The 24,492-nt window shown below is 53.5% G+C and carries 19 protein-coding genes; 14 read left to right on the forward strand and 5 right to left on the reverse strand.

The features are described from left to right. Positions 1–3 precede the first annotated feature (3 nt). From CJP46_RS01620 to CJP46_RS01645, 6 genes are all read left to right on the forward strand, one after another. Positions 4–966: an ABC transporter permease gene (locus tag CJP46_RS01620; RefSeq protein ID WP_094593859.1), complete on the forward strand. Its 963-nt coding sequence runs from the start codon at positions 4–6 to the stop codon at positions 964–966. Between the two features lie 25 nt (positions 967–991). Continuing rightward, a complete protein-coding gene (locus CJP46_RS01625; protein ID WP_094593860.1) occupies positions 992–1,876 on the forward strand; it encodes a carbohydrate ABC transporter permease in 885 nt (294 codons plus the stop codon). Between the two features lie 123 nt (positions 1,877–1,999). Beyond that, positions 2,000–3,598 carry an extracellular solute-binding protein gene (locus CJP46_RS01630; RefSeq protein WP_094593861.1) on the forward strand — a complete coding sequence of 533 codons (1,599 nt, stop codon included), beginning with the start codon at positions 2,000–2,002 and terminating at the stop codon, positions 3,596–3,598. A gap of 401 nt (positions 3,599–3,999) precedes the next feature. Further along, positions 4,000–6,345 carry a helix-turn-helix domain-containing protein gene (locus tag CJP46_RS01635; RefSeq protein ID WP_256992242.1) on the forward strand — a complete coding sequence of 782 codons (2,346 nt, stop codon included), beginning with the start codon at positions 4,000–4,002 and terminating at the stop codon, positions 6,343–6,345. Positions 6,346–6,623: 278 nt separating this feature from the next. After that, the gene (locus tag CJP46_RS01640; RefSeq protein ID WP_094593862.1) at positions 6,624–9,227 is read left to right on the forward strand and encodes an exo-rhamnogalacturonan lyase family protein; all 2,604 of its coding nucleotides are present in this window, start codon (positions 6,624–6,626) and stop codon (positions 9,225–9,227) included. Positions 9,228–9,279: 52 nt separating this feature from the next. Continuing rightward, positions 9,280–10,014, forward strand: coding sequence for a DUF1961 family protein (locus tag CJP46_RS01645; protein ID WP_094593863.1), 735 nt, complete (start codon positions 9,280–9,282; stop codon positions 10,012–10,014). Between the two features lie 128 nt (positions 10,015–10,142). On the opposite strand, the gene CJP46_RS01650 is transcribed toward CJP46_RS01645, so the two are convergent. Then, the gene (locus CJP46_RS01650; protein ID WP_094593864.1) at positions 10,143–10,658 is read right to left on the reverse strand and encodes an ADP-heptose synthase; all 516 of its coding nucleotides are present in this window, start codon (positions 10,656–10,658) and stop codon (positions 10,143–10,145) included. Between the two features lie 297 nt (positions 10,659–10,955). On the opposite strand from CJP46_RS01650, the gene CJP46_RS01655 reads away from it, so the two are divergent. Further along, the gene (locus CJP46_RS01655) at positions 10,956–12,704 is read left to right on the forward strand and encodes an ABC transporter ATP-binding protein (RefSeq protein WP_094593865.1); all 1,749 of its coding nucleotides are present in this window, start codon (positions 10,956–10,958) and stop codon (positions 12,702–12,704) included. 194 nt (positions 12,705–12,898) lie between these two features. Here the strand turns inward: CJP46_RS01655 and CJP46_RS01660 are convergent, their stop codons facing one another. Further along, positions 12,899–13,351: a DUF441 domain-containing protein gene (locus tag CJP46_RS01660; protein WP_094593866.1), complete on the reverse strand. Its 453-nt coding sequence runs from the start codon at positions 13,349–13,351 to the stop codon at positions 12,899–12,901. A gap of 144 nt (positions 13,352–13,495) precedes the next feature. Next, positions 13,496–14,482 carry a YpdA family putative bacillithiol disulfide reductase gene (locus CJP46_RS01665; protein WP_094593867.1) on the reverse strand — a complete coding sequence of 329 codons (987 nt, stop codon included), beginning with the start codon at positions 14,480–14,482 and terminating at the stop codon, positions 13,496–13,498. Positions 14,483–14,855: 373 nt separating this feature from the next. On the opposite strand from CJP46_RS01665, the gene CJP46_RS01670 reads away from it, so the two are divergent. Together CJP46_RS01670 and rsgA are read left to right on the forward strand one after the other, a co-directional pair. Continuing rightward, positions 14,856–15,191, forward strand: a complete 336-nt coding sequence (locus tag CJP46_RS01670; RefSeq protein WP_256992146.1) for a DUF2087 domain-containing protein — start codon at positions 14,856–14,858, stop codon at positions 15,189–15,191. 435 nt (positions 15,192–15,626) lie between these two features. Next, positions 15,627–16,715, forward strand: coding sequence for a ribosome small subunit-dependent GTPase A (gene rsgA, locus CJP46_RS01675; protein WP_256992147.1), 1,089 nt, complete (start codon positions 15,627–15,629; stop codon positions 16,713–16,715). 93 nt (positions 16,716–16,808) lie between these two features. On the opposite strand, the gene CJP46_RS01680 is transcribed toward rsgA, so the two are convergent. After that, entirely contained in the window at positions 16,809–17,435 is a 627-nt protein-coding gene (locus CJP46_RS01680) for an FMN-dependent NADH-azoreductase (RefSeq protein WP_094593868.1), read from the reverse strand. Positions 17,436–17,644: 209 nt separating this feature from the next. Between CJP46_RS01680 and CJP46_RS01685 the strand changes: the two genes are divergently transcribed. The 3 genes from CJP46_RS01685 (at position 17,645) to CJP46_RS01690 (ending at position 19,273) form a co-directional block, all read left to right on the forward strand. After that, on the forward strand, positions 17,645–18,172 hold the full coding sequence (locus tag CJP46_RS01685) for a hypothetical protein (RefSeq protein WP_094593869.1): 528 nt from the start codon (positions 17,645–17,647) through the stop codon (positions 18,170–18,172). 97 nt (positions 18,173–18,269) lie between these two features. After that, positions 18,270–18,407: a hypothetical protein gene (locus CJP46_RS36380; RefSeq protein WP_179280988.1), complete on the forward strand. Its 138-nt coding sequence runs from the start codon at positions 18,270–18,272 to the stop codon at positions 18,405–18,407. Between the two features lie 227 nt (positions 18,408–18,634). Further along, on the forward strand, positions 18,635–19,273 hold the full coding sequence (locus CJP46_RS01690) for an S-layer homology domain-containing protein (protein ID WP_256992243.1): 639 nt from the start codon (positions 18,635–18,637) through the stop codon (positions 19,271–19,273). Between the two features lie 42 nt (positions 19,274–19,315). On the opposite strand, the gene CJP46_RS01695 is transcribed toward CJP46_RS01690, so the two are convergent. Further along, the gene (locus tag CJP46_RS01695; protein ID WP_076167876.1) at positions 19,316–19,555 is read right to left on the reverse strand and encodes a hypothetical protein; all 240 of its coding nucleotides are present in this window, start codon (positions 19,553–19,555) and stop codon (positions 19,316–19,318) included. 523 nt (positions 19,556–20,078) lie between these two features. On the opposite strand from CJP46_RS01695, the gene CJP46_RS01700 reads away from it, so the two are divergent. Next, the gene (locus CJP46_RS01700) at positions 20,079–20,411 is read left to right on the forward strand and encodes a ubiquitin family protein (protein WP_094593871.1); all 333 of its coding nucleotides are present in this window, start codon (positions 20,079–20,081) and stop codon (positions 20,409–20,411) included. 88 nt (positions 20,412–20,499) lie between these two features. Beyond that, entirely contained in the window at positions 20,500–24,489 is a 3,990-nt protein-coding gene (essC, locus tag CJP46_RS01705; RefSeq protein ID WP_094593872.1) for a type VII secretion protein EssC, read from the forward strand. Positions 24,490–24,492 lie beyond the last annotated feature (3 nt).

Raw genomic sequence — 24,492 nt, forward strand, 5'->3', positions numbered from 1 at the left:
GCAATGGAGCAGGCGACGGCCCAAGGGAATCTTCCGCAAACGTCCAAGCCGGCGGCTTACCGCACGAGCATCGCGGCGAGGCTGCGCAGGGACAAATGGCTTTATCTGTTGATGCTCCCCGGCTTGCTTTATTTTTTGATCTTTAAATACGTACCCATGTGGGGCGTGCTGCTGGCCTTCCAAAACTATCAGCCGTTTACCGGTTTTTGGAAAAGTGAGTGGGTGGGATTCGAGCATTTCCGCCTGTTTTTTGAAAACCCGGAGTTTTTTATGCTGCTGCGCAATACGCTGCTGCTATCGTTTTACAATCTCGTCTTCTTCTTCCCGGCCCCGATCATATTAGCGCTCCTGCTGAACGAAGTCAGACGCGCGTTTTTCAAGCGGACCATTCAAACGATGATCTACGTTCCGCATTTTATTTCGATGGTCATCGTGGCGAGCTTGACCTACGTGTTTCTGACGACGGAAGGCGGCACCGTCAATGAGCTGCTCTTTCAATACACGGGCAACAAAATCCAGTTTCTGTCCGATCCGGGATGGTTTCGTCCGATGATCATCCTTCAAACGATGTGGAAGGAATGCGGCTGGGGAACGATTATTTTTCTGGCGGCGCTGGCAGCCGTCGACGTAGAGCAGTACGAGGCGGCGACGATCGACGGGGCGAACCGCTGGAGGCAAATTTGGCACGTGACGCTGCCGGCGATCCGCAGCACGATCGTGATCCTGCTGATCCTGCGGATGGGCAGCGTGCTGGATAACGGCTTTGAGCAAATCTATTTGATGCTGAACCCGCTCAACCGGACGGTGGGCGAAGTGTTTGACACTTACGTGTACGCGATGGGCATTACGCAGGGCGCGTTCAGTTACAGTACGGCCGTCGGCCTGTTCAAATCGATCGTCGGCGTCACGCTCGTGCTCGGCACGAACTGGCTGGCGAAAAAATTCGGCGAATCCGGACTTTACTAACACAAATGAAAGGGGAAATCCATTCATGGCCAAGCAATACAGGACCGCGGCCGGAGTCACGTTCGACGTGGCCAACTACATCGTTCTAACGCTGGTCGGGCTGGCCGCCGTGCTTCCTTTCGTCTACGTGATCGCGGGTTCCTTCGCCTCGGACGCGGAGCTGACGCAAAGGTCGGTGTTTTTCATCCCGAAAACCTTTACGGTGGCGGCCTACGAGTTTATTTTTTCGACGGGAACGATCGTAAAGAGCATCGGCGTTTCCATTTACGTCACTGTCATAGGCACGCTCGTCAACCTGTTTTTCACGGTCACGATGGCCTATTCCTTGGCCAAGAGAGGACTATACGGCCGCAATCTGGTACTAAATCTCGTCATTTTCTCGATGCTGTTCGGCGGCGGGATGATCCCGACGTACCTGGTCGTCAAGGAGATGCACCTGCTCGATTCATTGTGGGCGCTCATGCTGCCTGGGGCAATCAGCGCATTTAACCTGATCATCGTCAAAAACTTTTTTCAGGAGATACCGAAGGAAATTGAGGAAGCGGGCCGCATCGACGGCTGCTCAGAGCTGGGTTTGTTGTGGCGGATCGTGCTACCGCTCTCGATGCCCGTACTCGCTACCTTCACCCTGTTTTACGCCGTGGGGCATTGGAACGATTTTTTCGCGGCGCTGCTGTATATCAACGATCCGGAAAAATGGCCGCTGCAGGTCATGCTGCGCCAGATCGTCCTGCTGTCGCAGGCGGCTGCAGGCGATTTGAACTCCATGGACCCGAATTTCGTGAAGCCGCCGGACCAGTCGATCAAAATGGCCGTCATCGTCGTCGGCACGATCCCGATTCTATGTGTATATCCATTCCTGCAAAAGCATTTCGCCAAAGGCGTTCTGCTGGGCTCGGTCAAAGGCTAAAGGCAGGCTGTTCACCGTGTGATCCCGCCGAAGCTCCGTAATTTATACAAATCAGCAGTGATTTTCCGCTTGGAGCCCGGGCGGTTTTGCAATATGATCTAACGTTAAAGGGAGGCTATTTTTGTGAAGAAAAAGAAAAAGCAAGCGAAACGCGTGTCCACGTTTCTCGTTCTAAGTACGGTTTGCGCGGCAGCGCTGGCAGGCTGCTCCTCCGGTAGCGGCAGCGGCGGCGAGGGCGCCTCGGGCGATTCGTCCGCAGCTCCATCTGCAAACGCTTCCGCGGAGGCGGAGAAGCCGCTCAAGCTGAACATTATGCTCCCGATTTTTAAAACGAACTATCCGAAGGATGACAGCCCCGTCGCTGCGGAGCTGGAGGAGCTGACGAACACGGACATCCATTTCGAATGGGTGCCGAACGCTTCATACGGCGATAAATTCAACATTACGCTTGCATCCGGAAATCTGCCGAAGATCATTTACGTGCCCGATTCGAAAGGTCCCAGCTTCGTGAGTGCCGTAAAATCAGGAGCTTTTTGGGATCTGACCGACAAGCTGAAAAATTATCCGAATCTCAGTCAGGCCAATGAGGTCATTCTGAACAACTCCTCGATTAACGGCAGGACGTACGGCATCTACCGCGGGCGCGAGCTTGGCCGTAACGGCGTATATTACCGCCAGGATTGGCTGGAGAAGGTAGGCCTGCAGCAGCCGAAAACGATCGACGATTTTTACAACATGCTGAAGGCGTTTAAGGAAAAAGATCCGGACGGCAACGGCAAGGACGACACGTACGGTCTCGTCATGGTCAAATGGACGGCCGGCTGGGGCGCAGGCTTCGACCAGATCAAGCTGTGGTTCGGCGCGCCGAACGTGTGGGGCGAGAAGGACGGCAAGCTTGTGCCGGAATTTGAATACGACGAATATTTCGAAGCGCTCAAGTTTATGAAAAAGCTGTACGACGAAAAGCTCGTCAATCAGGATTTTGCCGTGATGGATTCGGCGAAGTGGACCGATCCACTCGTGAACGGCCAAGCCGGCGCCATTATCGACGTCGTGGATGGAGCGGCCCGCGCCGACGACAAGATTCATGCCTCGCTTAAAGACGCGGGCAAAGAAGATTCCCGGGAGCAGTATATGGACGTATTCGGTGCCGTCACCGGTCCGGACGGACAAATTCATACGCTGCCGACCTCCGGTTTCGCCGGCATGCTGGCGATCCCGAAATCGAGCGTAAAAACCGAAGAAGAGGTTGACCGCATCCTGAAGTTCCTCGACCAGCTTAACGAGCCGGACCTGCAGACGCTGACCAGCTTCGGGCTTGAAGGCAAACATTACAAGAAGATCGACGACAAAACGCTGGAGAGAAGTTCGGACTCCGTGCTGCTCGAGTCGGAAGTCGAAGGACTGAACCAGATGGTGCCGTACATTCCGGAAGGCAAAGGGCTCCAGGTGGCCCAAACGCCTCTTCGCTTAAAGCAAACGGAGGTTCAGTTGAAAAACCGGGACACGATCGTCGCCAACCCGGCGGAGCCGTTCATTTCCGAAGTGTACGCGCAAAAAGGGCAGCAGCTCGGCAACATCATCAACGATGCCCGGATCAAATTTATCGTCGGCCAGATCGACGAAAAAGGCTGGCGTGACGCGATCGAGCTGTGGAAAAAATCAGGCGGTGACGACTACGTGAAGGAAATCAACGAGCTGTACGCAGCCTCGAAGTCCTGACCGGCCCCAACTTAAGTGACCGGTGCGGCTGTCCCCTGAGACGGCCGCCTGGGATACATAGACCGAGCAGTGGCCGGCGGAGGGGCTGGAGCTGTACCCTATAGCCGGAGGCCGTGAGCGGAATGGAGAGGCTTCGGCCTCTTTTTTTCGAACATAATTTTTATATTCGGGGTCACCGCAAAACATCCGGTTTCACCAGCAAGCAGCATGCCCCACGTTGTGGGGTTATTTCCGGTTCCCCGGTTATTTGAACGATTTTCTCGGATTTCATGCTGGACATATCCGTGGCGCGGGAGGTACTGTTTTCTAAAGGGTGTTTTTTATGTATGGTTAATTGTATACGCTTACATATTTGAAGGACATAAGGCTCGCCATAAAGGCGGGGACGACAAATTTTGAATATGGTTGGTGAGCTGACGATGAATGGATGGAAGTCGCTAATGGCCCGCTTATCTGGCGGCGGATCGGGCAGCTTTTATAGAAAAAGCTTGATTATGTTCTTGTTTGTAGCCGGCATTCCCGGAATCATCACGGGGATTCTTGTGTATTCCATGGCCGGCGGCAGGCTGGAGACGGAACTGCTGAAGCTCCACAATGACCAAATCGAGCAGAGGTCGCTGAACATGGATAAACAGCTGTCCAATCTCGAAATGATGCTGGCGCATTGGGCGTTCGACTCGCGCTTTGATGATTCGCTGAGCGGCCACGATTTCGTGCGCGACTTCGAGAAGACGCGCGACATTACGAATACGCTGCTGGTGATGCAGGGCTCCAATACGATGATCCATAACGTCAGCCTCTATTTGCAGGGAGACCAGCCGATTTTGTTTTATCCGGAATACTCCGCCCCGAGTGACCGGCTTCTCATCTCCCAGTACGACCGTCTGTTGGACGCGGGAAAGACGACGTATTGGACGCAGCAGGCGCTTGACCCCGATCAGCCGGGCAAGCGGGAACTGACGTTTGTGCACCTCATCCCGGGGGGCAGCTCCAAGCCGCTTGGGGCTTTGATCGTCCGCCTGGACAACGATCAAGTCGCGGAGGTGCTGCGGACGTTGACTCCCTATGCTGACGGGGAAAACTTCCTCATGGAAGCGGGCGGCAGCCTGTACGTTTCCGCTAACGGGAACCGGATGGATTCGCCGTTTGTCGCAGCGGTTCGCAGTGAAGTGGAATCGAATGGTGATGCCCGCGGGTCTTTTCTCTTCGAATGGAACGGCAAAACCTACGCGGTCACGTACGGTTATTTCGCACGTATCATGGACAATTGGCTGTATGTATCGGCCTCGCCGATTACGAACATTACGGCGCCGGTCGTGCTGATATCCAAAGTCATTCTTGCGGTCAGCGCCAGTGCCCTTCTGCTCGCGGTAATGCTCGCTTGGCTCGCTTCCAAGCGGATGTATTCACCTGTCAAACGGCTGATGGCGAATTTGCAGCCCCACGCTTCCTTAGCGGGAGAGGGGCGCGTCGACGAATTTGCGATCATCGAACGGCAGTGGCAGCACTTAAGCCGGGAGAGCCGGGAGCTGAACGCCAAACTGCTGGAGCAGCTGCCCCATGTGAAGGAAAGCTTTCTCCACCAGCTGCTGCAGGGGTATTTGTACGCGTATTCGGAGGAGGATCTGCGCTCGCGCATGGAGCGGTACAAATGGCAGGTGCGCGGCAAGCAGTTCGTCGTGCTGTATGTACATCTGACCGGCATCGCTGCCATGGAGGGAAAATTCAAGTTCGGGGACGAGGGACTGGTCACCTTCGCATCCGTCAATATGATCGAAGAGCTGGCAGCCGTCCATTTCGAGCAGAGCAGCACGATCAATTTCCACGATCTCGGATCAGGCGTGCTGCTGATCCTGCCGGAGGGCGAGCCGTGCGCAGAGCCGATAAAGGTGTTCAGCGAGGAGCTGACGCAGGCGGTTAACCGGCTGCTGAACATGCGCGTCACCATCGCCGTCAGCCGGATCATGCCCCGCATCAGCGACATTCCGCTCGCCTTTGAAGGCGTGAAACATGCCGCAAGCTTCCGCAATTTCGATCACGACAATCAGATCATCGCGATGGAGCAGCTGAATTTCGAGGACCGGGCCGAACCTCCGTATCCTTTTACGCTGGAGCGGGAGTTTCTTCAAGCGCTTCGGACCGGGCAGGAAGCGGATGCCCGAGATTTGCTCGCGGGCTTTCAGGATGCACTGTCCGTACAAGGAGCCAAGGCAATCGATGTTCAGCAGGGAATGCTTCATTTGCTGGGATCCGTACAGCACGCGATCCTCGTATCCGGCATTCAGCCGAACCGCCTGTTCAAAGGCGCCAACCTGTATGAGCAGCTGTCACAGATCAAAGAGCCGGCAGCCTTCCGGGATTGGTTCGAGGCAAAGGTGATCGCTCCGTTTATGCAGGAGCTGACATGCCGGTCGGACAGCCAGGTCAAACAGCTGATGGAGCAGGCGATGATTTATATGCAGCAGAACTTCATGCACGACATTTCGCTCGACAACTGCGCAGACCATATCGGCACGAACCCTTTTTTTCTGAGCAAGTCGTTTAAGCGGGTCACCGGTAAAAACTTTATCGATTATTTGACTGAGCTGCGCTTGGAAAAAGCGAAGGAGCTGCTGCGGGAATCGGAGCTGAAGATTAACACCGTCGCCGAACAGGTCGGCTACCAGCACAGCTATTTTAACCGGATCTTTAAAAAGCTTGAGGGGATGACGCCGACCCGCTACCGCGAGCTGAGCCGGGCGGAATAGGCTGCATTTGATGACGTAGGGAAGAAGCCGGCAGCGGTTCAACAGGAAACCGCTGCCGGCTTTTTTTTTGTGCCGCTGCGGCTTCACAGGCGCCGATCCAAGCACGCCTTTTTAGTTGGATGGCTTGCCTGCAACAAAGTGCAAGCCTGGCGAAAACGTGCAATGCTGCCGCATCTGTCCCGCCAAGAAAGTGTCATTGCCGGGAAAACCGCCGTTCTCTACACTGAAGGCGTGAATACAAAGCGGAAACAAATAATATGTCAAAAGGAGACGAGTCCATGAACGAGACCCGAGTAAACTTGCGTTGGCTGAAAGACGGCCCCAATGTTCCGGCCGGGGTAACCTGGGGTATGCCGTGGAAGGAAGGTCAGCTGTTACGAGATGAGCAGCTGTTGCTGCAAGCGGAGGACGGGGGCGAGGCTCCGGCCCTGCAAAGCTGGCCGGCCGCTTATTGGCCGGACGGCAGCGTCAAATGGACGACGCATGCGGCCGTTTTTCCCGCAGAGGCGCCCTGCGGCTATGCCGTCGCGAAGGGGGAAGCCGCACGGACGGTACCGGCGCCTTCGTTGTCCGTCACCGAGACGGATGAAGGCATCAGCGTAGACACCGGGATGTTTTCTTTTTATATTCCGAAAAAGGGCAGCCGGATCATCGGCAGCGTTACCCGGGGCGGAGTCCTCATCTGCTCCGGCGGCGAACTGGTCGCCGTCAAGGAAAGCGTGAGCGAGCTGACCGGTGCGCGCACGATTCGGGAGGAACGCTACCAGTCCCGTATTTATTCGGCGAAGGTGGAGCGATCCGGGCCGGTGAGGGCGGTCGTCAAGCTGACAGGCCGCCACCGCGCCGTGAACGGGACCGGGGAGTGGCTGCCGTTTTCGCTGCGGCTGTATGCTTACTCAGGTCTGGAGTCGATCCGGATCGTGCATACGATTTTTTACGACGGCAATCCGAACGAGGACTTCGTGAAGGGTCTCGGCATCCGATTTGCGCTGCCGATGCGGGATCGGCTGTATAACCGCCACGTCCGGTTCGCCGGCGATACCGGTTATATGAGCGAATCGCCAAAGACACTGCATTCGCGCCGGACGAAAAGCAAGTATTTGGATCTGTTCAAGCGTCAGCTGGACGGCGAAACGCTTACCGACGAGCAAATGGACGATGATTATTTCATGAACCTGCTGGACGAATCGGCTTGCTGGGACGGCTTTAAGCTGGCGCAGTTCTCGGCAGATCATTACCGGATGGCCAAGCGGACGCAGCCTGGCTGCAGCTGGGTCAAGGCTGCCGAAGGACGGAGGGCGCGGGGCGTCGCCTACGTCGGCGGTCCCGGCGGGGGGCTTGCGCTGGCGATGCGCCATTTCTGGCAAAAGCACCCCGCCGGCATGGAGGCGCACGGCCTGACGGGAGACGAGGCGCAGCTGACCGCCTGGTTCTGGTCGCCGGAAGCCCCGGCCATGGACATGCGCCATTACGATACGAAAACGCATGTCGAATCGTCTTACGAAGGCGCGGAAGAGCTGCGGGCGACCCCGTACGGCGTCGCGAACACGAGCGAGCTGACGATCTGGTGCAGGGAATCGACTCCTTCCCCGGCGGAGCTGGAGGCCTACGCAGGGTATAACGAATCGCCTCCGCAGCTTGCCTGCGCGCCGGATGATTTGCACCGTCAGGGCGCATTCGGCATCTGGAGCCTGCCGGACCGGGGAACGCCGGCTAAGGCGCAGCTTGAAGAGAAGCTGGACGGGATCATCGCTTTTTACCAAAGGGAGGTGGAGCAGCGGCGCTGGTACGGATTCTGGGATTATGGCGATTTCATGCACAGCTACGATCCGGCCCGTCACGTCTGGAATTACGACCTCGGCGGCTGCGCGTGGCAGAATACGGAGCTGGTTCCGAACATGTGGCTGTGGCTGATGTTTTTGCGCTCGGGACGTGAAGATATTTTCCGGATGGCGGAGGCGATGACGCGCCATACGAGCGAGGTCGACGTGTACCATTTCGGCGAATATGCCGGGCTCGGCTCCCGGCACAACGTCGTCCATTGGGGCTGCGGCTGCAAGGAAGCCCGGATCGGCATGGCCGGACTGCACCGGTACTACTATTATCTGACGGGAGACGAGCGGATCGGAGATATGATGGACGAGGCGAGGGATGCCGACTATACGACCGTTCATATCGACCCGATGCGGGCCTATTTTCCGAAAGATGAGCATAGGACGCATATTCGGGTCGGCCCCGACTGGGCGGCCTTCAGTTCGAACTGGATGACCCGCTGGGAACGGCAGGAGGATACGTTCTACCGCGACAAGCTGCTGACCGGCATTGCATGTATCAAGAAGGCGAATTACGGACTGATCTCCGGTCCGACCTACGGCTACGATCCGAGCACCGGCGTGCTGACGCCGATGGGAGACGACAACTGGGGCCGCCATCTGGCCCTCTGCATGGGAGCGCCGCAGGTGTGGTTCGAGCTGTCCGCCATGATGAAGGATGAAGAATGGAACGAAATGATGGCCGATTTCGGCATTTTCTACAACTTGTCGCAGGACGAAAAGGACCAAACCACAGGCGGAGCCATTAGCACGAAGCGGTTTGAGCATCCGGTGCTGACGCTGGCGCTCGTAGCCTATGGGGCATGGTACCGGAAGGATAAACGGACGGCCGATTTTGCGTGGTCGACGCTGCTGAGGCATCGGTTTGCCTATACGGATCTTGAGAAGGACGCCGCTGCCGTCACATACGTTAACGAGCTGCAGGAGTTTGATTGGATGAATACGAACGAGGCGTCGCAGTGGTCGCTGAACACGATCATCAGCCTGGCGCTGATCCCGGACGCTCTTCCGGAGCAGGCGGTATCGGCCGGGCAGAAAGCGCAGGTATAACGCTCGACGGGAGGCCGCTCCGGCCCCCCTGGGAAGGAGGTATGCACAGTCGATGAAAACAGAGCAATCGACCGAGACCGGGGCCGCGGAAGCGGCCCGAAGCCCGCTCATTCCTGAAGGCTGGGACAGGATTTACGCGAATCCGCTCGCGATGCCGGAGCATGCTGCCGATTTTCGAATGGAAGGGGAGGCTGCCGCCACGTTTCCTTTGGGCCGGATGCGGCTCGAAAGCGTTCTTGACGAGGCCGAGGGCCAGCGCGCCAATTTCGTGCTGTGGTGCCCCGAGGATTTTCCGGCGGAGGCCGCCGTGTCATGGGATTTTTGGCCGGTGCGCGAGCCGGGTCTTGCGATCATGTTTTTTAGCGCAAGCGGCAAGGACGGCATGGATTTGTTCGACCCTTCGATCAAGCCGCGAACGGGCGAATACGATCAATATCATCACGGCGATATGAACGCCTTTCATGTGTCTTATTTCCGGAGGAAATGGGCGGAGGAGCGAAAGTTTCACACATGCAATTTGCGCAAAAGCTACGGTTTCCATTTGGTCGGGCAAGGCGCGGACCCGATTCCCGGCGTGATGGATGCGGCCGGCCCTTACCGGATGCTGATTGTCAAAGACGGGAGGCGCATCACCTTTGCCGTAAACGATCTTCCTTTGTTCGTATGGGAAGACGACGGCGTAACCTACGGGCCGCCGCTCGCAGGCGGCAAGCTCGGCTTCCGCCAGATGGCGCCATTGATCGGTGAGTATGCCAACTTAACCGTTTATGCCACAAGCAAGCCTTAAACAGCGCTGAATCGGATTCCGATTCTGGCGACAGGCCAGCCTGTAAGACGGCAAACCGAATCCGGAGACAGCAAAAACTCCTTTCCGTATTGGAAAGGAGTTTTTGCTGCTGCTGACCGGCATTTCCGTTAGATATGCTGCGTATAGTTATCGGTTTCCACCGCAAACTGAAAATCCTCGATATCAAAAACATGCACCGGAACCGCAGCTTCGACGATCCGCTGGATCAGCTCGATCTGGTCGGTGAGCACAGGGGCTTCCTCCCGCTGCGAGGACAGCAGCAGTTCCGTCTCCACCGGGTCGAACAGCTCGCCGTAGGGAGCGGTATCCATCGCGTTGATGACCGTAATCCGCGCCGATTCGCCAAGGAGGATCGAAGGGCTCTTGGCCCAAGGCATATGGAGCGCTTTCTGAATTTTCTTCTTGTTCAGCGGTTCCTCGAAATAGGCGGTCAGTTCCTTGATTCTGGCCTTCACGTACCTGTCGTCCTCCGGAGAGCTCATGAGCAGCTCGTCGCTGTCCTGAAGCTCATACAGCTCCAGCAGGCTGGTGTAGGGCACGATATATTCAACCGGGACGCTCGTCTGGAGCAATTCTCCATAGATCGCCACCATGACCGCTTCTGTAACGAATTGTCTAGACATCAAGAACCTCCTGAATCCTAATTATCTAACCCAAGCTGATTTTGCTGGGATAATGTATAATGATCGATACAGGAACAAAGTCCGATCTTACATTTAAAGATATCTAATCATTGAAGGGGGGAAATGTCAACTCATGAGCGGCAGGAAGAGGCAATTCAGCCCGGATTTGCCCCATTGGCATCTGACTTCTACCGGATCGTAAGGAATGATATAATGGTCATCCGGATTGCTTGCGCAGACTTGCTTTTACCCATGCCATAAGCCTGATCGACAGCTAGAAAGGAGAGGTAACGTTTTTTGGAATATTGGAAAGCTTATTACCGGTTTGTTAAACCTTATACCAAATGGATTATATGTACACTGATTATCGGCATGATCAAATTCGGCATCCCCTTGACGTTGCCGATGATTCTCAAATATGTAGTGGATGACCTGCTGCTTAACCCAAAAATGACGGTCTCGGAGCAGGTTACCCGACTGTTTCTCATTTTGGGGGGCTCGCTCTTCCTGTTTATCATCGTCCGGGGGCCGGTCGAATATCTCCGGCAGTATTTTGCCCAACTGATTACGAGCCGGATTTTGTTTGACATGCGAAACCGCTTATATGCGCACCTGCAGCGCCTGTCGCTCCGCTACTACCAAAATACGAAGGTGGGCGAGGCGATTTCACGGTTTATCAACGACGTGGAGCAGACGAAAAATATCGTTGAAGTCGGCATGATGAACATTTGGCTGGATATGTTTTCGCTGCTGATTGTGCTGGTGCTGATGTTTTATCTGAACCCGGTGCTGACCCTGGTGTCCATCGCCATCCTGCCCCTGTATGGGATTGCGGTTAATGTGCTGTATAAGCGTCTCAAAAAGCTCACCAAGGACCGTTCCCAGGCGCTGGCCGGTATTCAGGCTTATTTGCATGAACGGATTCAGGGGATTTCCGTCATCCGGAGCTTTACCCTTGAACGCTTCGATCATAAGCAGTTTACGGGCATTAATCAGAACTTCCTGAACAAAGCGCTGGCGCAGACGAGGTGGAACGCGCTGACGTTCTCGATCATCAACACGCTGACGGATATCGCGCCGCTGCTTGTGATCGGGTACGGCGGCTACCGGGTGATCCATCACGATTTGACCCTCGGTACGTTTGTCGCTTTCTTCGGCTACCTGGACAGGCTGTATGCGCCGCTCAAGCGGCTGATCAACTCCTCGTCAGTGCTGACGCAGGCTTCCGCCTCGCTGGAAAGAGTGATGGAGCTGCTGAAGGAGCCGTACGATATTGTAGATGCGCCGGACGCGAAGACCCTTCAAGGTCCGGTTCAGCGTGTTGCTTTTGACGGGGTATGGTTTAAATATAACGAGGGAAGCGACTGGGTGCTCAAGGATATCAGCCTCGATATCAAGCACGGTCAAACCGTCGCTTTCGTCGGCATGAGCGGGGGCGGCAAATCGAGTCTCATCTCGCTGATCCCGAGGTTTTATGACATTCAGCAGGGCAGCGTGTCCATTAACGGGCGGAATGTCCGGTCGTTGACCCTTGAAAGCCTGCGGGGCTCCATTGGCATGGTGCTGCAGGATAACTTCCTGTTCAGCGGGTCGGTTAAGGACAATATTCTGATCGGAAACCCAGATGCAAGCATGGAAGAGATTCAAAAGGCGGCAGTTTCGGCCAACGCCCATGACTTCATTATGAATCTGCCGGAAGGCTATGATACGGAAGTCGGGGAACGAGGGGTCAAGCTCTCCGGGGGGCAGAAGCAGCGCCTGGCCATTGCCCGCGTATTTTTGAAAAATCCGGAAATATTAGTGTTGGACGAGGCGACTTCCGCGCTTGACCTGGAGTCCGAGCATCTCATTCAGCAGGCGCTGCAATCCCTGTCTTCGAACCGGACGACGCTGATCGTCGCCCACCGGCTCTCCACGATTACCCACGCGGACCAAATTGTCGTGATGGAGCACGGGATGATCACGGAACAGGGGACGCATGCCGAGCTGATGGCATTGGACGGAAGCTATGCGCGGCTGTACAATGTGCAGCACTTGGAAGTATAAGGGGAATATTGAACGAGACGATCATGGCATTTCTCGCGTTATGGATCAGCCCATTTTTAAGAGCCTACCGCAGAGGGCGTAGTCCCCGTTTTTCCGGCATCGGGCGTTCAATGTGATAAAAAAAGAAACCCGCGTCTCAAAGAGACCGGGTTTCTCAACATTCTAAAGAGGCGCCGACAGAGGGCGCCTCTTTTTTAACTTTTGCCGATCAGCAGGGACAGAAGCCCCGCTGCGATCAACGGCCCAACCGGAACGCCCTTGAACAAGGCAACGCCGAGTACCGTTCCGACGAGCAGCCCGGCAACGATGGTCGGATTGGCCGACATCAGGGAGGCACCGCGGCCGCCGAGATAGGCGACCAGCATCCCGATCGCGATCGCCAGCAGGGACTTCCAGTTCAGAAAGGAGCTTCCGAGCATTTCCAGACTCATTTTTCCGCTGGCCACCGGTGTCATGACGCCGATGGTAAGAATGATGATACCCAGCGTGAGGCCGTATTTCTCCAGCCAGGGAAATGCCTGCTGCAGATGCAGCACCCGCATAAGCAGAAGAACGATCATCGCCACGGTAATGGTCGTGTTGCTGCTGATAATGCCGAGTGCGGCGAGAACCAACAGGATCAGTGATGTGAAATCCGTACGGAACATCTCCTTTCTTTTCACTCTTTTTGTACCCGAAAATACCGCCGTTTATTTCATGTGTATGACTTCGGATTCCGCCTATTGTTTGTCTCCAGTTAAATTGATCATTTATAGCAGTCTGCCATCCGAGCGATTTCGGCCATATACTTTTTATTTTGACGCACGAACAGCTGCGATATGCTCGGCGATCAGGCCGCCGTGCTTACGGCCGGTTTCGATAAAGACCTCGTTCGCATTGCGGCCGGACGCGATAACGCCTGCCACGTAGAGTCCGGGCACGTTACTCTCCATCGTTTCCGGATTAAACAGCGGTTTTTCCATATCCCCATCCAGCTCGACGCCGCAGGAAGCCAGCAGCTTCCGGTCCGGCCGGAATCCGGTTAAAGCGAGCACAAAATCGTTATCGATTTCGGCCGTATGCCCCTCTTTATCCTGGATGATAATGGACGACCCCCGTATTTCGGTGACCTTGGATTGTACATGAACCTGTATTTTTCCTTTATTCACCATTGCTTCAAACACCGGGCGCACCCACGGCTTGATGTTCTCGGAAACTTCTTCGCCCCGGTAGACCATATTGATGTTCGCTCCTACGCGAATCAATTCCATGGCCGCGTCAACCGCCGAGTTGCTGCCGCCGATGATCGCCACGTTCATCCCCGTATAGGGGTGGGGTTCACGGAAGTAATGCGTTACTTTATCCAGATCTTCTCCTGGAATGCCAATATAGTTCGGGTGATCGAAATAACCGGTGGAAATCACGACGTTTCTGGCTTCATATTGGTGCTTCTGTCCGCCCCGGTCAACGGTATGTACCACAAAGGATTGATCCGGCTGCCGCTCCACGGACAGCGCTTCTTCATATTGGGAGATGGACAAATGGTAATGATCCGCTACCTTGCGGTAGTAGGACAGGGCCTCGTACCGAAAAGGCTTGTCGTTCGGAGAAGGGAACGGTACATCACCGATCTCCAGCAGCTCCGCCGTACTGAAGAACTGCATGTGAGTAGGGTACAGGTAAATGGAATGGACCAGGCAGTGCTTCTCGATGATTTGCGTCGATAGTCCGCGGCGTCCGCATTCGATAGCGGCTGATAGTCCGCACGGACCGGCTCCGATAATAATGACGTCTTGCATGTATTTCTCCTCCTCTGTCTATAAACCACTCACATTTAATCGTATCGCAAATTTTCGGTAAAAACCACTATGTACAACGGATAGAGATCCGTGCCAACCGGCTGGCGTCTGATTTTTTTAGGTGAATATGCTGTTTTCGAAGAGTGCCGTTGACAAATGTAGTTGATCAACATTATATTAGATATATATTAAATTAGATGTTTATTAAATGGAAATGGAGTCATTTCGATGATTGGCCGGCTTGATGGCATGCGGTCATTCGCATTCTGAAGATCTCGGGGATGGCACGGATATTTTGCCCAACCTTTCATGGGATTTATCAAAGCGGATCCGGCCGTTTATCGGAAGTACAATGAAGGGAGCTGACCTATGTATGAGTCAGGCAAACGAAATGAGAAACGACGCTTCGAATACGGCAAACGAAGCGATGAAGGCGGCGGTGCTGCGAAACTTTTTTGCGGCGGATGGCAGGTTGGTGCAAATTCCTGCTCAGTACAAGAAGAAACTGATCGCCATGCAGCATCTGGTGGAGAAGCTTGAGCCGGGGTGCCGTTACGCCGAGAAGGAAATCAACTCGTTTATACACCAGTTTCATGAAGATTATGCGACCATCCGGCGCGAGTTTATCATTCACCGGTATATGTCGCGGGACAATGACATTTATGAAATGAACCCCCGGGATCAGTGGACGAAGTGGGAGAACGTTTGATCCCGGCCGGAGATCAGGGCTTGACATGATACAGGCTTTCCGTATATGATGGCAGCAAATGACAGGAAAGGAGACGATATAAAATGATGAAGAGCATTGTATGGAACTTGACCCCTTTAACATTTTATATATGGTCTCCTTTGACGGCTGGATAATCGATCGGATTTGACGAATCACGTCTGATCATTCGGCATTTCATCAGCAGGCATGGTTACATGTTTGCCGTTTAAGCCGCGGAGACCTACATGGGTTGCCGCGGCTTTTTTGCGTTCAGTAACGTTTCGGTATAGCATCAAGGACCTGATGTCTCTATACCTGATGTTTCTGTTTGCGTATGAAAGAGAAATGCCTCTGATTTATTCAGGAGTCATGCCCCCGGAGCCTAAGCTTCGGGGGCTTTTTGTCATTCATACACTAGTCTGGAGGGATTCGCACTTGAATTTAGAGCATTATGGATGGAATACGGATTGGCAGCAGAAATGGCTGCAGAAAGATCGTAAACAGCATGTTCCCGGCCGCATCGTCAGCGATTACGGTCAAATGTACCGGGTATGGACCGCAGCCGGGGAAGTATGGGGGGAAGTATCGGGCAAGCTGAAGCATGAGCATCAGGACCGGAGCGAATTACCGGCCGTGGGCGACTGGGTGGAAATCCAGGTGCTGGATCAGGAGGAGCGGGTAATTATCCACGGCGTATTGGAGCGGAAGACCTGTATCTCCCGGCAGGCCGCCGGAGTCGCTACCGTCAATGAGCAGGTGATCGCCTCCAACGTCGATACGCTGTTCCTGGTCAGCTCGCTCAATGATGATTTTAACGTCAGGCGCATGGAACGATATTTGATCATGGCTTGGAACAGCGGTGTGAACCCCGTTATCCTGCTCAGCAAGGCCGATCTATGCCCGGATGCGGAGCTGAAGGTCGCCGAAATGGAAGGAGCTGCTCCAGGGGTGCCGGTTCACGCCATCAGCGCTCTGGAAAATATCGGACGGGACATCGTGTCCTCTTACCTGGGCGAAGGGATCACGCTGGCTCTGACGGGCTCATCGGGCTGCGGCAAATCGACCATCGTCAACTGGTTGTCTGAAGCCGATCAGCAGAAGACCCAAGGCATCCGCGAAGATGACAGCCGCGGGCGCCATACGACGACGCACCGCCAGTTGTTCCTGCTGCCCCAAGGGGGGATCATGGCCGATACTCCCGGAATGCGGGAACTGCGGCTGTTTGAAGACGAAGGAGGGCTGGCCCAAGCGTTTTCCGACATTGAGGAAATCGGCGTCCGCTGCCGCTTTGCGGATTGCAAGCATGAAGGCGAAGCGGGATGCGCGGTCCGGGAAGCGGTGGAGGCTGGGGAATTGGAGGAACGGCGTCTGTTCAATTACCATAAAACGCAGCGGGAGCTGAAGTTTCAAGCGGTGAAAGAAGCACGAAGCAGGCGCAAGGCCGACCCGAAAGGGCGAGGATCCAAAAGCGGGGCTCCGCGCAAGTCATCGTCCTACTGGACGAAGCAGCTGATGGATGAATAGAAGCACAACAAACCACGATGGATGCCATCGTGGTTTGTTGTGCTGGAGCTCGTTATTGTTCAGCTACAGTGCAAATGAATCTTGTAAGCAGGATTAGAAGCTCTTGGCGGCTTCGGCGGCTTTGGCTACACCGGCTTCAACCAATGCGGCGGCTTGATCCGGAAGCTGGTTATGGCCTTCAACGATGATGGTCGTCACGTTCTGGATCCCGAACAGACCCAGGCTCCGCGATACGAAGTTTACGGCCATTTCGCTGGCAGCGGCAGGGCCTTCGGAATAGATGCCGCCTCTAGCATTCAGGATAGCGACTTTTTTGTCGCCAGCCAGACCTACAGGGCCTTCCGGCGTATATCTAAAGGTTTTGCCGGCACGGTTCAGATAGTCCAGATACGAATGGAGCACGGCCGGAACGGTCATGTTCCACAGCGGAAACCCGAAGACGATCTTGTCGGCGGCAAGGAATTGGTCCAGATAACGGTCGGCGATGGCTGCCGCTTCCTGTTCTTCAGGAGTGGCCTCGATGCCGTTGGCTGTTTTGTACAGGCCGGTAATGGTCGTATGATCATAATAACGGGGCTGTTCAGCGAACAGGTCCAGCTCCACAATTTCGTCCTCCGGATGAGATGCTACATAAGAATCCTTGAAAGCATGATACAGCTTCACGCTGATCGCTTGGTCAATCGGACGGTTATTTGCCTTGATAAAAAGTACAGTAGACATGGTAAAACTCCTTTAAGTATAAAATAGTGACTAACTATGATAAATATAGTAAAAGAAAAAGTTTAAAAAGTCAAAAAAATTTTTTTGAACAGATGTTTTTGTCGAAAGATGACGAATGATTTTTTTATGTTAAAGCGCTTTCTTTACTGGTCATAATGGGACTAGTCATTCCAATATATAATAGTAAGGAATAGGGAGGTGGGGAATGGATGGGCTTTTATCATCTGTTTTGGGGATTTTTGTTTTTGTTTGATTTCCAAATCAACGGTTTTGACATTTTGCCCGACGTGATCGGCTATCTGCTGTTTTATGTTGGGCTCGCCAAGCTGAACCGGCGCTCCGAGCATTTTCTCAAAGCCGGGAACACGGCGGCCGTCCTGCTCGGCTTGTCCGCTCTTGCCCTGGTTCTGTCGCTCTTGCCCGGGGGTTCCGCCGTGATCGGCATTCCGCTTAACCTCGTTATCCTTCTTCTTAATTTGTACATGGTGTTTCATATTTGTCACGGAATAGGCGCACTGGCCAGCAGGAGAGGTTTATATCAGTTTCAAAACCGGGCTATCGAGCGCTGGCGGTGGTATTTGCTGCTTATCCCGGCACTGTTTGTTGTCCTGCTTATCGCTGTCCTGCTGCCAGCAGCGGCGCTCATCCTCGGGCTTGTGCTGATTGTGGCGTCTTTTGTCATAAATGTTCTGATGATGTTGCTGATGAGGGAAGCCGAGCATCACCTGCGCCGATAGGCGCTGATTAAATGCCGAAACGGCCGGGTATATATTCAAAACAGGAAGAAACTTCCTGATTTTATGGAAAAAAATTCATGACAAGGAGAGGATGGGCATGTCCATTGACCGTTTTATTTTAAAAAAATTGGACTCCTGCCAAGAAGAACATACGCGCGCCAACCTAGTGCAGCTGTTCAAAATCCGCATCCAGAAAGCAGAAAGAGCAACCGGTTTCCATACGGGCAAACACTAGTACCTGACGATCAGGGGAGCCTTCACGGAATGCTGGTTTTCCATATCGAACTTTATCATGTTGAAAGGTCCCCCTGAAAATACCAGAATATGCTGCAATGAAAAAGCCCCACTTTGTGGGGTTGTTTTGTGTCCATATTCCCGCACGTGCAACCTTTTCTTCCACGCAGCCGTCATACAGATCAGATTGGAAAATATTACGCATGGAGTGGATGCATCTTGAAAAAAATGCTGCAAGGAGCCGTTATGATCGCGGCGCTGATCGGCCTGGCCGCTTCGCCGTCGCAAATCTACGCGGATCATTCCTTTAAGGATTTAACCGGAATCCAGGAGAAAGAAAAGATTGAGAGCCTTCATTCCCGGGGGATGATCCAAGGGGTGAACGGAGATGAATTCCAGCCCAAAGCCGGTCTGACCGCTTCGCAAGGAGTGACGATGATCGTCAAGTCGATGAAGCTCAATTTGGATGGCATCGCTTTTATTAAGAAGCCGGAGGCAAAAGACGTGTTCACCCGTGTCGACAATGATGCATGGTACGCTGAGCCTTTTATCGTTGCCCATTATAATGAACTGGATGTACCGGCAAACATTGACCCCGGCCATACGCTGACCCGTGAAGAGTTTATTTACTATTTAGTAGCGGGCATCGAGCGCATCGGAGCATATCCGCTGCCGAAAATATATATTCAAATCAGCGACGAGGCGAACATTAACCCATCGTACCAGGGGACGATTGAGCGGGCTCTGTTATATAAGGTTACGGCGTTAGACCCGGAAGGGAACATCCATCCAAAGGGCCCGATATCCCGTGCCGAAGCTGCCGCCATGGTCTACGATGCAGTGGTTTTTGTGGAATCCCATCAGTAGGCGGAAACGCTGCCTTCATTAAACAAAAAAACACCATCCCTCTTAATAGAGGGACAGTGCCAGGGTGTCATTTTCGCTCTTGCTGTGAAGAATGGCTTCGGAACCTTCAATTTCAATGCTGATCAGCGAATTCAAGCATTTCTGAAGTGCTCTTTTTCCGTTTTGAATTTTATTTTCCAAGGTGCCACTCAGCAGCTTCATTATTTTCGAAACAGGTTGTTTGCAGTCGGTTGTAAAGTATACGGGAACTACTTTGTTTTGGAAGTTAATTAGTATTCTCATAGAAATCACCTCATTCGTGTTATTCCATACCTGTATTCTACCTGCCAAATATTAAAAAAACCTTAAAGAAAACTTATAAATAGTTAAATTGCACACAATTTTTCGGAAGTGAATATAATTAGAGGCTTCCGATTTTTTGTGTTCTTTCACGACCCGCGGCTTTAAAAACACGCCATAGCTATATTTCTTTTTAGGGTATCTTGCGATTTCTTGAAGTGATCTATGAAACTGGGTATCAGGTATTATTTTTGGAGTGATAAAATAGGACCAGTATCTCCTTGGAATTGGATATAAAATCAGTTACATACAGATAAATCCAATGAAAATTGATACTTAAGAACTATAAAATGAAGAAGGTACGAGAATTAAACTAGTTAAAATGTCACAAATTGACAGGATTATGCACTGATGTTACATTATCATAAGGTTACAAAGTTTTCATATTTTCGCTCGGGACTGCTGAGTATTACTTCTATTGCAATAAATAAGCTATTTCTACTATGGCAAGAAGGAGTGGACACCTTTGATTCTAACCGTCATGATGAGCGGCCAGGAAAGAGACTGGTTCGATATCGAAGTGCCGGATGACTATCCGGCGGCCCATCTAAAGGAAATGTTGGGCGTACGAATCTATGGGGAGGCTCCATCTGAAGGCTCGCAATATATATTGGAAGGGAAATTTCCCGAGGGGCTATGGTTCCCGGTAAAGGATGCCCAGGATGTAGCCGAAGCAGGACTAAGGGAAGGATGTTTGGTCCGAATTCAGCGGGCCTTTTCGACCACAACGGAAGAGGCGCCGAGCTTCGGTAGAAGAAACTTGTTTCAATATGAATGGAATCGGGTAATAGAGAGCTAAAAATGTTTTTTTTGAAATCCTGAACACTGGTACTTATTGCATGGGTAACCTGAAGGATTTTGGATGCCAAAAGAGGGGTTGACGCATTATGAATGTGTTATATCAACGTTCGCCCAGAATCAAGCCGACCATCAAGAAACAGCGGCTGGACATCCTGAGGCCGCCGGGCGAGCCGAGTAAACCATCATTTTCTTTGGTTTCGATCATCCTCCCGGCAGTGATGACCATTTTCAGCATCGGTTTGTTTGTCTACATGAACCTTACGGGAAATATTGCGAACAACACTTACGTGATGTTTCAGATGGTTTCTGTCGTCATGATGCTGACATCGTATACGATCCCCTTCATTGCTTATCTGGGGAACAAAAGGAAATATAAAGAACAACTGAATGAACGCATCAGCATGTATTATGAGGAACTGGACAAGCTTCGGCAGGAGCTTACTGCAGGGCAAAAGGAACAAGTAAACGTGCTGTACGATATCCACGGAGACCCTGATGTCTGCTTTCATATCGTTAAAAACCGGAACAGTTCCTTGTGGGAACGCTCGCCGGAAGACGATGACTTCCTACATACCCGGATCGGAACCGGCAGCCTGCCGTTCCATATGAAGGTTAAGGCACCGAAGCCCGAGGGCTATGTCAAGGATCCGCTGCTCGAAGCGGCACAGTCGCTCGAAGAAGAGTTCCAGGCTGTGCCGGGGTCCTCTATCGTATTGCCGCTGTTTCAGGCTAAAGTGGTCGGCATCGTCGGCGATCGGGAGTCCGTCATGAACGCGCTTCGGGTGGTCACTGTTCAACTGGCCGTCCGGCATTCGCCGGATGAGGTGAAGCTGGCGGCGTTCTATGAGGACAAGGATGCCAGCGACTGGGATTGGATGAGATGGCTGCCCCATGTCTGGGACGAGGACAGAACCGCGCGTTATATGGCGGACCGGCGCAGCAGCGCCCACCAGCTGGCGGACGAATTGTTTCAGCGGCTCGTAAGGCGCAAGACGTCCCGTGCCTTTTCCGGCCGGAAAAACGCGGCGCAGCTGCCGGCTTATGTTGTCGTTCTGGCGGGGAGCGGGCTGATTGAAGAAGAACCGCTCCTGCCGCTGCTGCTGGAGGACGCTGCCGACGTCGATGCCTGCACGATCATTCTGTCGGACCGCAAAGAAAAGCTGCCGATGCATTGCCAGCTGATCGTTGATTTGTCTCAGGGGAGCGGGCAGTATTCGCTGAAACGGGACGACGGTTCTTTTGAATTGCAAAGCTTTGAAGCCGATGCGATTACGCCGGAAAAGGCGGATACGCTCGCCCGTTATATGGCGCCGATCCGGCTCAAGCGTTCGTCAGCCTCGGAGATTCCATCCCTGCTGTCCTTATTTGAAATGCTTGGGCTCGAGGATATCCATGCGTGGGATGTACGCAGCAGATGGAGGCACAACCGCTACCCGGACAGCTTTCCGGTTCCGATCGGCGTCCGGGCCGGCGGCAAAAAGGTCGTGCTCAACATCCACGATAAGATCGAACGTCAAGGACACGGCCCCCACGGCCTGATCGCGGGTACGACGGGATCCGGCAAAAGTGAAGTGATCCAATCGATTGTCGCTTCGCTGGCTGCTGAATACCATCCGCATGACTTGGCGTTCATGCTGATCGATTATAAGGGCGGCGGCATGTCCAACACGTTCAATCATCTTCCGCATGTCGTCGGCACCATCACGAATTTGAACAGCAGCCTGATCGAAAGGGCCAAGATTTCGCTGAAGGCGGAGCTCGTCAGACGCCAGAAAATACTTAACGAATCCGGCAATCTGCAGCATATCGACGAATATTACAAGCTGCTCAAACAGCGGCAGGGACAGCCCCTACCGCATCTGGTCATTATTATAGATGAATTCGCCGAGCTGAAACGGGACCAACCCGAGTTTATGGACGAATTAATCAGCATCGCGGCCATCGGCCGTACGCTGGGAGTTCACTTGATTCTGGCCACCCAGAAGCCGGCAGGAGTCGTTGACGAGAAAATATGGAGCAATGCGAGATTTCGCATCTGTCTCCGCGTGCAGGATGAAAGCGACAGCCGGGATATGCTGAAAATTCCTAATGCCGCCTGGATTACAAAGCCGGGCAGGGGGTACTTTCAGGTCGGCAGTGACGAAGTGTTCGAGGAGATGCAGTTTGCATGGAGTGGGGCACCTTATATGGATCACATGGCTTCCCCGGAGAAACTCGCGGTAAGCGAGGTCGGGTTGAACGGCAAGCGTGAATGCTTGTTGTCCGGAGGCCTGACCGCGGCGGAAATGCTGCCGGGACAGCCGCAACGGCAGCTGCAGGTATTTATCGATCAGCTCGCGCGGACAGCGGAAGAAGCGGGAATCTCCCGCTTGCAGGGCCCATGGCTCCCGCCGCTTCCGGAACATTTAGAGCTGGACATCGTCATGAAAAGTGTGGAAGCGGACAAGCTTGAAGACATCAAAGGCATTGCCGGCTTAATGGACGATCTGCCGAACCAAAGCCAGCGGCTTCTGACCATCCCAATGCAGCAGGGACATTGGGCTGTTTACGGGATGCCGGGGCTCGGGAAATCGACCTTTGTCCAATCCCTTCTAATGTCTTTGGCGCGACTTTATTCGCCGGCGGACTGGAACGGTTATATGGTGGACATGGGAAGGGTCATGCGCGATTTTGCGGGACTTCCTCACATCGGTGCGGTGATGACAGCCGAAGAAGAGGACCGGATCAAAAGGCTCTTCCGGTTCCTTATGAAGACGGCAGCCCTAAGAAAAGAACTGTTTGCCGAAGCAGGCGTAAAGACGGCACCCGCTTACAGACAATTCCGGCCTGGCTTGCTGCCTCAACTGGTCGTCGTCATTGACGGATATTTGAATTTCCGCAACGTCTACCCTGAGGAAAATGAAACGCTGGAGTTCCTTCTCCGCGAAGGAGCGGCTCTGGGGATGACGTTCGTCATTACGGCAAACCGCATTTCCGATATATTTGAGAAAGTACGGAGCAGTCTGTCGAACGCTTTGACCTTCGAGTTGGCCGACACCTCTGATTATTATTATGCTGTCGGCCGGCCGGGACGGACACCGGGCAGCCTGCCTCCTGGAAGAGGACTGGTGAAGGGGTACCAGCCTCCGCTGGAATTCCAGGCGACACTACCAGCCGAAGGAAAAGATGAAGCGCAGCGCACGGAAGCGCTCCGAAACCGGATCCAGCTGATCCGCTCCCAATATCCGGAGCAGCAGGCTCCAGCGATCAGGAAATTGCCTGACCGTGTCATGCTTAGGGAATTGCTTCCGCCGGCAGCCGGTTACGCCCAGGATATAATGAACAACGGCAGTCTGCATGTGACACTGGGGCTGGCAACCGACGACCTGGACCATTTCGGCGTCGACCTGCGGGAAGGTCCGCATTTTATCGTGGCAAGTCCAATGGAAGGAGGGAAAACTTCCTTCCTGCTGAATTGGATGCTGTCCCTCGCGTTCCGCTATCCGCCGGAAATGCTTCAAATGTATACGGTTGACACCCGTTATGGAAATCGCGGGCTTAGCCAATTGGCGGAGCTTCCGCACATACAGGCAAGCGCCTGCCGCGAAGATGAGCTCGGACCGTTGATTCAACGTCTGTATGATCAGGTCCAAACCCGCAGTCCTGGCCAGGAAGCGCCGGCTGCTGTGCTTGTTATCGATGACGCCGACTTATTGGCGAAACAGCTGCAGGATTTTACGGTGAAAGAGCAGCTGACGGCGATCGTCCGCCAGGGCCGCGACCGAAACGTGCACGTGATCGTTTCAGGCGTACCTGCCGATTTCCCGACGTTCGGCGCAGACTGGTTTAACGATATTAAATCTTGCCAGAGCGGATTTTTGTTCGGGACTTTAGACCCTAACGATTTATCGTTCTTTCGAATTCCGTTTTCGGAAGCGAATCATGCCCAGGGAAGCTTGAAAATTCTTCCGCCGGGTCAGGGGTACTATATTAAACGGAAGTATTTTAGGGTTAAGGCCGCAATTCCGTTTGATGACTATTGGAACAGCCATCGCTGGATTACTGAAATTCGCGACCGATGGCATGTTGTCGTTTGAGGG

The organism is Paenibacillus sp. XY044 (assembly GCF_002257645.1).
In the GTDB taxonomy this organism is placed as follows: Bacteria; Bacillota; Bacilli; order Paenibacillales; family Paenibacillaceae; genus Paenibacillus_AQ.